At 67.1% G+C, this 12200-nt stretch carries 11 protein-coding genes; 3 read left to right on the top strand and 8 right to left on the bottom strand.

The window, feature by feature from the left end; translation table 11 throughout:
• Window positions 1-2: 2 nt before the first annotated feature.
• Entirely contained in the window at window positions 3-587 is a 585-nt protein-coding gene (locus PV781_RS07415) for a cupin domain-containing protein (RefSeq protein WP_274774996.1), read from the top strand.
• 36 nt (window positions 588-623) lie between these two features.
• Here PV781_RS07415 and PV781_RS07410 read toward each other — a convergent pair whose 3' ends face one another.
• Complete coding sequence (locus PV781_RS07410) at window positions 624-1535, bottom strand: LysR family transcriptional regulator (protein ID WP_274774995.1); 912 nt, start codon at window positions 1533-1535, stop codon at window positions 624-626.
• A 149-nt stretch (window positions 1536-1684) separates the two neighbouring features.
• Between PV781_RS07410 and PV781_RS07405 the strand changes: the two genes are divergently transcribed.
• Both PV781_RS07405 and PV781_RS07400 read left to right on the top strand, forming a co-directional pair.
• Complete coding sequence (locus PV781_RS07405) at window positions 1685-2647, top strand: Bug family tripartite tricarboxylate transporter substrate binding protein (protein ID WP_274774994.1); 963 nt, start codon at window positions 1685-1687, stop codon at window positions 2645-2647.
• Window positions 2648-2719: 72 nt separating this feature from the next.
• Window positions 2720-4435, top strand: a complete 1716-nt coding sequence (locus PV781_RS07400) for a CocE/NonD family hydrolase (RefSeq protein ID WP_274774993.1) — start codon at window positions 2720-2722, stop codon at window positions 4433-4435.
• Between the two features lie 71 nt (window positions 4436-4506).
• Here the strand turns inward: PV781_RS07400 and PV781_RS07395 are convergent, their stop codons facing one another.
• From PV781_RS07395 to PV781_RS07365, 7 genes are read right to left on the bottom strand one after another with little or no spacing between them, the layout of a single operon-like run.
• Complete coding sequence (locus PV781_RS07395; protein ID WP_274774992.1) at window positions 4507-5502, bottom strand: formylglycine-generating enzyme family protein; 996 nt, start codon at window positions 5500-5502, stop codon at window positions 4507-4509.
• The gene (locus tag PV781_RS07390; protein WP_274774991.1) at window positions 5499-7136 is read right to left on the bottom strand and encodes an arylsulfatase; all 1638 of its coding nucleotides are present in this window, start codon (window positions 7134-7136) and stop codon (window positions 5499-5501) included. The genes PV781_RS07395 and PV781_RS07390 overlap by 4 nt, the downstream gene beginning before the upstream one ends.
• 30 nt (window positions 7137-7166) lie before the next feature.
• A complete protein-coding gene (locus PV781_RS07385; RefSeq protein ID WP_274774990.1) occupies window positions 7167-7940 on the bottom strand; it encodes a GntR family transcriptional regulator in 774 nt (257 codons plus the stop codon).
• Window positions 7941-7942: 2 nt separating this feature from the next.
• Window positions 7943-8995 carry an ABC transporter ATP-binding protein gene (locus tag PV781_RS07380; RefSeq protein WP_274774989.1) on the bottom strand — a complete coding sequence of 351 codons (1053 nt, stop codon included), beginning with the start codon at window positions 8993-8995 and terminating at the stop codon, window positions 7943-7945.
• Entirely contained in the window at window positions 8992-9831 is an 840-nt protein-coding gene (locus PV781_RS07375; RefSeq protein WP_274774988.1) for a carbohydrate ABC transporter permease, read from the bottom strand. Before PV781_RS07375 ends, PV781_RS07380 begins: the two co-directional genes overlap by 4 nt.
• Window positions 9828-10766, bottom strand: a complete 939-nt coding sequence (locus PV781_RS07370) for a carbohydrate ABC transporter permease (protein ID WP_274774987.1) — start codon at window positions 10764-10766, stop codon at window positions 9828-9830. Before PV781_RS07370 ends, PV781_RS07375 begins: the two co-directional genes overlap by 4 nt.
• A gap of 4 nt (window positions 10767-10770) precedes the next feature.
• Window positions 10771-12153 (bottom strand): ABC transporter substrate-binding protein, encoded by a 1383-nt coding sequence (locus PV781_RS07365; RefSeq protein ID WP_274774986.1) that lies wholly within the window; start codon window positions 12151-12153, stop codon window positions 10771-10773.
• Window positions 12154-12200: the final 47 nt, after the last annotated feature.

Raw genomic sequence — 12200 nt, 5'->3', positions numbered from 1 at the left:
GCATGTCCCTGTCGCAAAAGGTGCGCCGCGTGGTCACCGGGCACAATGAGCAAGGCGAGGCCATCGTGCTGATGGACGGGCCCGCGCCCTTCCTCTTCCAGTCCGAGCATCGCCCTGGCTTCTGGTCCAATGACATCTGGCGCACCGGGCAAATGCCCGTGCTCATCGAGGCGCAGCCCGAGGAACCGACGCTCGGGCCGCGCCGCCAATTGCCGGGTCCGCGCGGCAGCGTCCTGCGCATCAACAACATCCCGCCCGAGAGCGGCCTGTTGACCTCCGACGCCATTGCGCGCGAATTCGCCCGCATGGGAAATGCCGGCGGCTCCACCCACGCCGTCTCCGGGCGCCATCCCATGATGCATCGGACCCAGACGCTGGACTATGCCATCATCCTGTCAGGCGAGATCTATCTCGTGCTCGACAAGGAAGAGACCTTGCTGCAAGCGGGCGACGTGGTGGTCCAATGCGGCACCAACCACGCCTGGAGCAACCGCTCCTCGGCCCCTTGCGTGCTGGCCTTCATGCTCCTCGACGGGGTCTATGAGGAGGAGTTGGCCCAGACGGTGGGCGCGCATCATCCGGCGTGAGGTTTCGGGGGCTGCCGGCAGACGGCGGCCCCGTCCTCACGTTATCGGGCGGAAGACGTCGGGCCGCGCGGCGCACAGCTGCGCGGCCTCTGCCTTGATCATCTCCGCCAGCACCAGGGAGGCCCGGGTCAAGGGCCGGTCGCGATGGGAGAAGAGGCCACGGGAGACGTCGAGGCCTTCCAGGCGCGCGCCGGAAAACTCGCCCTGGCCCAGCTCCCGATCCAGCGCCGAGAACGGCGTCACGAAATAGCCCGCCCCCGCCCGGACGGCCTCCTTGGCGAGGGAGAGCGAGTCCACCTCGGCCACCACATTCAACCGCACCTGCTCCTTGCTGAGGTTCTTTTCCAGCAAGGTGCGCATGAAGCTGCCGACCACCAGCGGAAGCCGGTCGAGCCGGGAGGGGGACAAGGGGTTTTCGGTGAAAGCCCAGTCCTGGGGCCGGCCCACCAGCCACATGGCCTCCCGGAACAGCGGCGTCTGGTGAAGATCGGGATGGTGCGCCTCGCAACTCATGATGCCGATATCGAGTTGGCCCGACAGCAAGCCATTGCGCACGGCGTTCGCATAATTCTCGTTCAGCAGCAGCTTGATCCGCGGGTGGCGCGCGCTGCATTCGGACAGGATCCGGCCCACGAACAGGATGCCGATGGAGGGCGGAAAGCCCAGCGCAACCGGCCCCGCCGGCTCCTGGCCATGGAAGCGCAGGTCGGTTTCCAGCTGCTGGACAAGGCGCAGGATGACCTCCGCGCGCTCCAGCACCAGCCGTCCCGCCTCGTTGGGCTCCACGCCCCGCCGGTGGCGCATCAGGAGGGGGGTGCCGACGCTCTCCTCCAGAAGCTGGATGCGCCGGGTCAGGGCTGGCTGCACGACCCCCAGCGACGCCGCGGCCTTGGAGATGCTGCGCTGGCGGGCGGTCTCCGCGAAATAGCGCAGCGAAACCAGGTCCATGGGCGAGGCGCTTTGTGATATGCCGATCCGGCATACATCCCATAGAAACTATCTATTTTCAATATGTCATAATCGGCCGCATCTTCCTCCCTGCGCCTCATGCGGCGCCGATGCCTCGCGAAAAGACGGGGCGGGATGGGAGGAAAACCATGTTCAAACGCCTTGCTCTCGCGGCCATGGTGGTGGCTCTGCCCAGCCTCGGGCTGGCCGCCGACGACTATCCCGCGCGCCCCATCACCATCGTCGTTCCCAGCCAGGCCGGCGGCCTCAGCGACATCCTGGCGCGCAAGATCGCGGACAAGGCGGCGCCGGCGCTTCATGGCGTCATGATCGTGGACAACAGGCCCGGCGCGTCCGGTGCCATCGGCAGCAATTTTGTCAGGCGCGCCGCGCCCGATGGCTACACCCTCCTGCTCGCCAACGGCGCCTCGCACGGCGCGCTGCCTTACCTGACGAAGAACCCGCCTTATGATCCGCTGAAGGACTTCGTCCCCGTCGCGCGGGTGGGCGAAACCCAGCTGGCCCTCGTCGCCTCCAAGAAGCTGCCGGTGAAGAACGCGCAGGAGCTGCTGGATTATGCCCGCAAGAATCCCGGCAAGCTCACCTATGGCACGTTCGGCCATGCCAGCGCCGGGCACCTGTTCGGCGAGGTGATGAAGAAGGAGAACGGCATCGACATGGTGCACGTGCCCTATAAGGGCGAGGGCGCGGTGATGCAGGCCCTGATGGCGGGCGAAATCGACCTGGCCATGATCGTCTCCGCCAAGCCTTATGTGGACCAGGGGCAGGTCACCCTCATCGGCATCACCAGCCCGGAGGGGGCCGCCGCCTATCCGGACTGGCCGACGCTCGCCTCCCAGGGGGTGAAGGGCTTCTCGCAGGCGCGCGGCTTCCAGGTGTTTTTGGCTCCCGTGGGGACGCCGCAGCCCATCATCGATGCCCTCGCCAAGGCCTTCTCCAACGCCGTGGCCGATCCCGACGTCCGCAAGCAGCTGCTCGACCTCGGCGTCAGTCCCGCCACCGAGCCCCCGCAGGCCTTTCCCGCCCTCTACCGGGAACTGGTGAACCAGTGGAAGGGCCTCGTGGAGAGCTCGGGCGTCAGTTCCGACTGATCGCACCCGCAGGCGGGACACGCCGCGGTGGCCAAGGCCGCCGCGCTATATCAGCGGGCCATGGAGAGTGCCTTGTCCGACTTCATCATCACCCGTGACGTGGCCATCCCCATGGAGGATGGCCTGGAGCTGAAAGCCGACGTGTTCCGGCCGGACACGAATGCCCCCGTGCCCGTCATCATGACCCTGGGGCCCTATGGCAAGGGCGTGCGCTACCAGGACCACTATAAGGCGAGCTGGGCGTTTCTCACCGGCGCCCATCCCGACCTGCTCAGCGGCTCGCAGCATCGCTGGCTGACCTGGGAAACCGTCGACCCGGAAATCTGGGTGCCCTGGGGCTATGCGGTGGTGCGGGTGGATTCGCGCGGGGCAGGGCGCTCGCCGGGCTATCTGGACATCCTCTCGCCGCGCGAGACGCTGGACTATTACCACGCCATCGAATGGGCGGGGACGCAGCCCTGGTCGAACGGAAAGGTGGGGCTGAACGGCATTTCCTACTATGCCATCAATCAATGGCATGTGGCCGCCCTCCAGCCGCCGCACCTGGCCGCCATGGTGCCGTGGGAAGGGGCGGCCGACACCTATCGGGACTTCTTCCGCCACGGCGGCATCCTCTCCAACAGGTTCCTGGAAACCTGGTATCCGCGCCAGATCCTTTCGGTTCAGCACGGCAATCCCAGCGGCCCGACCGATCCCTGGATGGATGCGCCCGCCACCGGCCCCGCCCAATTGTCCGAGGCGGAGCTTCATGCCAATCGCATGGCCACCCTTGCCAATGTCCGGGCCCGCGAAATGGACGATGCCTGGTATCGCGCCCGTTCCCCGGACTGGAGCAAGGTGGTCACGCCCTTCCTGAGCGCCGCCAATTGGGCGGGCTTTGGCCTCCATCCGCGCGGAAACTTCTCCGCCTTCACGCAAGCCGCCTCGCCCCAGAAGTGGCTAGAGGGGCACCCGGGGCGCCATGAGGAATGGTTCTACCTGCCCTATGGCATGGAGCTTCAGAAGCGCTTCTTCGATCACTTCCTGAAAGGCGAGGACAATGGGTGGGATCGTGAGCCCCCCGTGTGGGTGCATCTGCGCCGTCCCTTCAGCCGCGCCTTCCAGTTGCGCAAGGAGACGGAGTGGCCGCTCGCCCGCACCGCCTGGACGCGTCTGCATCTCGACGCGGCCGCCGGGGCCCTGACCTGGACGGCGCCCGAAGCGCCCGGTGCCGCCTCCTTCGCCGCCGCGCAGGAAAACCTGTGCTGGATGTCGGCGCCGCTTGACCAGGAGACCGAGCTGACGGGCCCCTTGGCGCTGACGGTGCACGTCTCCTCCTCCACGCCGGACGCGGACCTCTTTGTCACCCTCCAGGCCTTTTCACCGGAGGGGGTGGAGGTGACGTTTCCCGGCACGGTGGATCCGCACACGCCCCTGGCCCAGGGCTGGCTGCGGGCCTCCCACCGCAAGCTGTGCCCGGAGCGCTCCCGTCCCCACCAGCCCTACCATACCCATGACGACAAGCAGCCGCTGAAGCCTGGTGAGGTCTATGAGCTGACGGTGGAAATCTGGCCCACCTGCATTGTCCTGCCGGCGGGCTATCGGCTCGGCCTGGATATACGCGGCACGGACTTCCAGCGTCCGCCCGATCCGGCCAATCCCACCGCCTATCGCGGCTCCGGCCCCTGGCTTCACGACGATCCGCTGGACCGGCCGGACAGCCTCTTCTCAGGCACGACGACGCTCCATACCGGGCCGGGCATGGAGGCCTATCTCCTGCTGCCGGTGATCCCTGCGGCCGGGACTTAGAGCACGTTGTTTCGACGCGATTGCGGACGCGATAGCGGCCTCCCCTTGCGCTGGAATGGCTCTCGCACGGTTCAGCGCGCAAGATCGCGCTCCGGCAGGGCGGCGACGCGGAAGCCGATATTGCCACTGCTGCTGCCCGGTGTGTTGGCGGTGCGCGCCGCCACCCGGTAGCGGTTGCAATAGGAGCTGTGGCACAGATAGGAGCCGCCGCGCATGGATCTGCTGTCCCCCGGCCCCTCATGCAAAGGGTCGTGGTCAGCGGTCACGCGGTGATAGTCGCGGCTGAAGACATCCCGGCACCATTCCCACACATTGCCCGCCATGTTGAACAGCCCGTAGCCGTTCGGGGCGAAGGCATGGACGGGGGCGGTGCCCACGAAGCCGTCCTCGGCCGTGTTGTGGTCGGGAAAGGTGCCTTGCCAGATGTTGCAGCGATGCACGCCGTCGGGGGTCAGCGCGTTGCCCCAGGGATAAAGCTGGCCCTCCAGCCCGCCGCGGGCGGCATATTCCCATTCCGCCTCGCTCAGCAGGCGGGTGCCCGACCAGGCGCAGAAGGCCATGGCGTCAGTCCAGGAGACGTGCACGACGGGATGGTCCATGCGGTCGAGGACGGTGCTTGCGGGCCCTTCCGGCTGGGCCCAATAGGCGAAGGGCACCGGCAGCCACCAGGGGGCTTCCGCCGGAACACGGGGGATGCGGGCGGCGGTGGCGGGCGGAACGAGGGCCTGGAAGACATAGGACCAGTTGAAGCGCTCGGCCTCGGTCACATAGCCGGTGTCGCGGACGAAATCGGCAAACTGGGCATTGGTGACCGCATAGGCGGAGACGGCGAACGGGCTCACCGTCACCGGCCGCGCCGGTCCCTCGCCATCGCCGGCAAAGCCTTCCGCGCCGGACGTGCCCATCAGGAACCGCCCGCCGGGCAGCGCCACCCAGCGAAAAGCCGTTCCCCGCCCCTTGCGGGGGGGCGGCGGCACGGCCTCTGTCCCGCCGCTGCGGCGCGCGCAGCAGCAGGTCGGGGAGGCCCCGGCTGCGCCCTGGGTCGCGCTGCCGGGCGGCTCGCTCACGCCTCCTCCTCTTCCCAGAAGGCGGCGGCGCCCTGGGCCTTCATCAGCTCCAGGATCTTCTCGCGCGGGATGACGCCGCAGCGCTCGGCCCAGGCCTGGTAGAGCGCGATCATCTCCGTCACACGCTCGGGATGTTGGGCGGAGAGGTCGTGCAGCTCGGTGCGATCGGCCTCCATGTCATAGAGTTCCCAGGGACCGGGATATTTGCGCACCAGCTTCCAGGAGCCGACGCGGACCGCCGCATTCCCCTCGTGCTCCCAGAACATGGGGGTGTCGCGCGTCTCATCCTGCGGGAAGGAGCCCGCCAGGCTCTCGCCCTCGCACGGCAGGATGGCATTGCCTTCGTGGCTCTGCGGATAGGCGGCGCCGGTGATGTCGAGGATGGTCGCCATGATGTCCGGCAACTGGCCGGGCCTGTGGCGCAGCTCGCCGCCAGCCGTGATGCGCGCCGGCCAGTGCAGGATCAGCGGGGTTGCGATGCCGCCCTCGTGGACCCAGTGCTTGTAGAGCCGGAACGGCGTGTTGGAGAGGTTCGCCCAGGCCACCCCATAGCTCTGATAGGTGTCCTCGGCGCCCGGCATGATCTGAGGAATATTGCCGAAGCGCACCGGACGGCCGTCGCGGGTCTTTTCCTGCGCGATCATCAGGTCCTCGACCAGCACCTGGGGCGATACGTCGTCGGGAATGTCCTCGGCGCAGGCGCCGTTGTCGGACAGGAAGATGACGAGCGTGTCCTCCATCTGCCCGGTGTCTTCCAGCGCCTTCAGCACGCGGCCAATACCCTGGTCCATGCGGTCGATCTGGGCGGCATAGACCTCCATGCAGCGGGCGAGCCATTCGCGCTCCTCCGCGTCCGTCCAGGGCGGCTGGGTGGGATCGCGGTCGGTGAGCTTCCAGTTGGGGTGGATGATCCCCGCCTTGATCATGCGGGCGAGCCGCTCCTCGCGCAGCGTGTCCCACCCGGCATCGAACCGGCCCTTATACTTGGCGATGTCCTCGGGATGGGCGTGGAGCGGCCAGTGGGGCGCCGTATAGGCCACATATTGGAAGAAGGGCGTGCCGGGATTGTCCCGCGCGTGGCGGTGGATGAAGTCGGCCGCCTCGTCGGAGATGGCGTCGGTATAGAAGAAGTTCGGATCTTCCACCGCCTCGTGCTCGGCATTGGTATTGCCGCGGGTGAGCGTATTGGGCCAGTAGAAGCTGCCGGCCCCGATGATGGTGCCGTAGAATTCGTCGAAGCCGCGCTGGAGTGGCCAGGTGTCGGTGGGCTCGGTGAGGTTGGAGGCCACATGCCACTTGCCGGTCAGGCGCGTGCGATAGCCGGCCTTGCGCAGCACCTCCGCGATGGTCACGCAATTCTTGTTCAGATTGCCCGCATAGCCCTCCGGCCCGGTGCTGTAGGTGAGGATGCCGATGCCGGTCTGGTGGGGATGCAGGCCGGTGAGCAGCGAGGCGCGGGATGGGCTGCAGCGGGCGGTGTTGTAGAATTGGGAATAGCGCAGGCCGTTTGCGGCCAGGCGGTCGAGGTTGGGGGTCTCGATCTCGCCGCCATAGCAGCCGATGTCGGAAAAGCCCATGTCGTCATTGAGGATGAGGACGATATTGGGGCGCTTGGAAGGGGACGCGTCAGGCATGGAAGGCTCCCGGGCGTGGCGTGACCTTGGTCACGACCGCCGCGTCAGATTGATGGTGAAGCGGAAATAGTCGGGCAGGTAGACCGAGCGCAGCAGCTCCAGCGGCCGGCCGTCGGTGGAGATGGTGAGGCGCTCCATGGCCAGCAGCGGCGCGCCACGCGCCACGCCCAGCAGGCGGGCGGTGGTGTCGTCGGCAAGGGTCGCCGAGATGCTCTGGCTGGCCTCCTTGATGTTGAGGCCCAGCTCCTCCTCGAACACCCGGTACATGAGGATGGAGACGAGGTCGCGCGTCTCCAGCTCCAGGCCGATGTCGGGGGGATAGAAGGCGTGCTCGATGGCGATGGGGATGTCGTCCGCCAGCCGCACGCGCTTCAATTCCCACACCGCGCGCTCTTTGAGGGCGTCGCGCACGGCGTCGTCGTGGGCGTTGGTCATGCCCTTGTGGAGAATGCGCGCGCCGGGCACGAAGCCGGCGTCGCGGATGGTCTCCGAGAAACCCATCAGCCGACCCAGCCAGTTCTCCGGCTTGTTGGACTTCAGGAAGGTGCCGCGGCCGCGCTCGCGGGCGAACATGCCTTCGGCCACCAGCGGTTGGATGGCGTGGCGGATGGTGATGCGGCTGACGCCGAAATGTTTCACCAGCTCCGCCTCGGGCATCAGCCGGCCTTCGGCATCAATGAGCTTGCCCTCCCGCACCTGGCTGCGGATGGCTTCGCGCACCTGGATGTGGAGCGGCCCGGCCGCCGGTCCGCCGGCCGTGTTCGCGGGCTCGCGGGCGGTCTTGCCTTTCAAGGGCGTGAGCATGGTCAGATCCGGCGGCGGGTGATGGGGTCGAACAAATGGATGTCCTGCGGGGCGAAGGAGACGGCCATGGTCTCCCCCTCGCGGGGCAGGGGGAAGCGGTCATAGCGGGCCCGCAGGGGCGTGCCGTCCAGGGTCAAATCGAGGATGGCGGCATCGCCCAGATTTTCCACCACCTCCACGCAGACGGGGATGCCGTCCGCATCGAAGCGCACGGCGCTCGGGCGGATGCCCACCACCACCTCGCGGCCCGCCTCCAGGGGCGCCGCCACCGGCACGTGCCGTCCGCCGATGAGCACGCCGCCCGCCGTCGTGCGGGTGGTCAGGAGGTTCATGGGCGGGCTGCCGATAAAGGCTGCCACCTCGATGCAATTGGGGGCGGCGAACACCTCCGCCGGACGCCCGATCTGGCGGATCTCCCCCTCCTGGAACACCGCCATGCGGTCGGCGAGGGTCATCGCCTCTTCCTGGTCGTGGGTCACATAGACCGCCGTGACCCCGAGCGACCGCTGCAGCTTCTTCAGCTCCACGCGGGTGGCGAGGCGCAGCATGGCGTCGAGGTTGGAGAGCGGCTCGTCCAGCAAAAACAGCCGCGCCTTGCGCACGATGGCGCGGGCCAGCGCGCAGCGCTGCTGCTGGCCGCCGGAGAGTTGGCCGGGCTTGCGGTCGAGCAGATGGTCGATCTTCACCTTCGCCGCCGCCTCGCGCACGGCGGGGCCGATCTCGGCCTTCGGCACCTTCGCCATTTCGAGCGGGAAGGCGATGTTCTCGGCCACGCTCATGTGCGGATAGAGGGCGTAGCTCTGGAACACCATGGCCACGTCGCGCGCCCGCGCATCGGCGCCGGTGACATCCTCCCCGTCCAGCAGGATGCGCCCGGAGGTGGGGGCGTCGAGCCCGGCAAGGATCCGCAGCGTCGTGCTCTTGCCGGAGCCGGAGGGGCCGAGCATGGCGAAGAATTCGCCGGGGCGGATCTCCACGTCTATGCCCTTCAGCGCCTCGAACGTGCCGTGCCGCTTGACGATGTTTTCCATCTGGACCAGTCCGCGGGCGGTCATCGACGTCCTCCTCCCTTGACGGCGCCGACCGTCAGGCCTTTCACGATGTGTTTCTGGGCGATGATGCCGAGGATGATGACGGGCAGCATGGCGAGCGCCGACACCGCCGCCAGCTTCGACCAGAGCGTCTGTTCCACCGACACGAAGTTGAACATGGAGATGGTGACGGGGCGCACCACGTTCCCCGACAGCACCACGGCGAACAGGAACTCGTTCCAGGCGTTCAGGAACACGAACACCACGGTCACCGCCACCCCGCCGCGCACCTGGGGCAGGATGATGCGCCAGAGCGTCATCAGCCGGCTCGCGCCGTCGATGAAGGCGGCCTCCTCCATCTCGAAGGGCAGATCCTCGAAATAGGAGACCAGCAGCCAGATGGCGAAGGGCAGCGAGAAGGACAGATAGATGAGGATGATGCCCTGGTAGGTATCGATCCAGCCAATGTCCCGCAGGATCAGGAAGTAGGGAATGATGATGCCCACCGGCGGCAGCATCTGGGTGGCCAGCACATAGAAGCCCGACCACTTCTTGCCCGGCACCCGCAGGCGGGCGAGCGCATAGGCCGCCGGGATCGCCAGCACCATGGTCACGATGGTGGTGCCGATGGAGATGATGAAGCTGGAGACGAGGTTCGGCACGATGGAGGTCGGCCCGAACAGCACGTCGTCGAAGGCCGCCAAAGTGGGCGTGAAGATGAGCTTCGGCGGATAGGCGAGCACGTCCTGCTCGCTCTTGAAGGCGTTCAGCAGGCTCCAGAAGATGGGGAAGATCCAGGCCAGCAGGAACAGGCCGGAGACCCCCAGGAGCATGACGAGGCGCAGCTTGCGGCCCTTCATTTGGCCCTCCGGAGCGCGAAGAGGATGCCGGTCACCACCAGCGTGAAGATCAGCAGCGCCACGGCGAGCGCCGAGCCATAGCCGATGGACAGTTCCGTGAAGGACTTGCGGTAGGCATAGAGGTTGAGGATCTCGGTGGCCGTGCCCGGCCCGCCGCCCGTCACCGTGAAGATGGCAGCAAAGGCGGTGAGCGCCACCATGGTGCGCATGATGATGACCATCACGATGGCCGGCCGCAGCAAGGGCAAGGTGATGCGCACGAAGCTCTGCCAGGGGCTTGCCCGGTCGATGCGCGCGGCCTCGTAAATGTCCTCCGGCAGGGCAGCAAGGCTCGCCAGCAGCACCATGAAGGCGAAGGGCGTCCACTGCCAGGTGTGGATCACCACCACCGAGAACAGGGCGAGCGAAGGATCGCCCAGCCAGTTGTGGCTGCCGAGGCCGGCGGTCATGCTGAGATAGTCGACGACGCCGAATTCCGGGGTGAGCATGAAGGTGCGCCAGACCATGCCCACCACCGCCGGGGAGAGCACCACGGGCAGGATGGCGACGATGCGGAACAGCGTCTGGCCGCGCCGCATGCCGTTCACCAGCAAGGCGAGCGCAAGGCCAAGGATCACCTGCAGGATGACCGTGGACGAGGTGTAGACGAGGCTCACCCCAAGCGCCGACCAGAAGCGCGGATCGCCCAGCAGCTCGCGATAATTGTCAAGGCCCACGAAGCCGTCCATGAACGGCATGGCGAGATCCATCCGGTGCAGGCTGGTCCAGCCCAGATGCAGCAGCGGAAAAGTGGTCGTCGCCATCAGGGCGATGAAGGCGGGGGCCATGAGCGCCGCCGCGAAGCGGCGCTCCCGGCCTTCCATCATGCGCGCGGGATCGGCGCGTCCCGAGGCGGCAGATCCGCCTCGGGCGCCCAGTGTGGTCGCCTTGCTCACCGTGTCAGCCCCGCATCATCGGCTCGAGGCGCCGCTGCGCCTCGTCGAGCGCGGCCTTGGTGGTGGCCTGTCCCACCAGCGCCTGCTGGATGGCGGTGGCGAGCGTGTCGCCGATGGCCGGCCATTGGGGCACGCGCGGGCGCCAGTTCACGTCCGTGTCGTGTTCCAGGGCGCCGAGGGTGGCGGCGACGAAATTGTCGCCGAAGCTGTCCATCAGCTTCACATAATCCGGGTTCTTCCACAGGCTCAGGCGGTTGACGCCGGAGCGCTTGGCGGGGCCCGCATATTGGTAGGAGGTGCGCGCCTGGGTGGGCAGCGAGGCGGCCCACTGGATGAACAGCCAGGTGGCCTTCTTGCGCTTCTCGGGCAGCGCCGCATTGATGGGGAAGCCCCAGTTCCAGATGGAAGAGACGCGCTTGCCGGTCGGCCCCTTCGGCCAGCGAGCGAAGCCCACCTTGCCGACCACCTTGGACTTCTCGGGATTGTTGATCACCGAGGCCGAGGTGTTGGCGTCGATATAGCTGGCCACCGTGCCCTGGGAGAAGGCGTCGGCGATGTCCGGCCAGTTCCAGTTCTGGGCGGCGGTGGGCGCATATTTGCGCATCACGTCCACATACCAGTTCAGCGCCGCTTCGGCCTCCGGGCCATTGACGCGGAACTTGCCGCCCGGGAACCACTCGCCGCCGAATTCGCGGAACAGCGAGGAATAGATGTAGACATTCTGCCCCGCGCCGGCGACGCCGCGCAGCGCCGTGCCCCACAGGCGGTTCGCCGGGTCGTTGAGGGCGGCCGCGTTGGAGACGAAGTCCTCCAGCGTCTCGGCGGCCTTCAGGCCCTTCGCGTCATACAGGTCCTTGCGATAGACCTGAATCGTGACCTCGCCGTCATAGGGCACGCCATAGAGCTTGCCCTCGATGGTGTTGGCGTTGCGCCAGGCGGGGATGATGTCGTCCGCCTGGAACCACGACGCATCGGTGAGGGCGGCATCCTTCAGATAGGGATCGAGCGGCTCCACCCATTTGTTGGCGGCATAGAGCGCGTAATACATGGGATCGGCCGCATGGGTGGAATAGCCGCCCGCCTTGGAGGTGAGGTCGATCACGGCCTTCTGGCGGATCTGGGCCGGCGGGATCTTCTCGAAGCGCACGCTGATGCCGGTAAGGGCCTCGAACTGGGGCGCCAGCGCGATCAGGTTGTCGAAATAGCTCGCCGGGATCACGGCCACGGTGATCTGCTCGCCGGAGGCCTGCCGCCAGTCGATCTTGGCGGACTGGTAGGGGGCAAGGTCGCCATCCTGCGCGAGGCCGGAGCGGATGAAGGCGGGGAGAGCGACGGCCGCAAGGCCAGCCTGCAGCACATGCCGCCGCGTGGGCTTCATGGGACTCATTGGCGTTTCCTCCTGGCCGATATGTGTTCGGCCTATTGTCATAACAA

It is taken from the genome of Aquabacter sediminis (assembly GCF_028863665.1).
Lineage (GTDB): Bacteria > Pseudomonadota > Alphaproteobacteria > Rhizobiales > Xanthobacteraceae > L1I39.
Note: the sequence above shows the minus strand (reverse complement) of the source record. Positions and strands in the feature narration are given on the sequence as shown.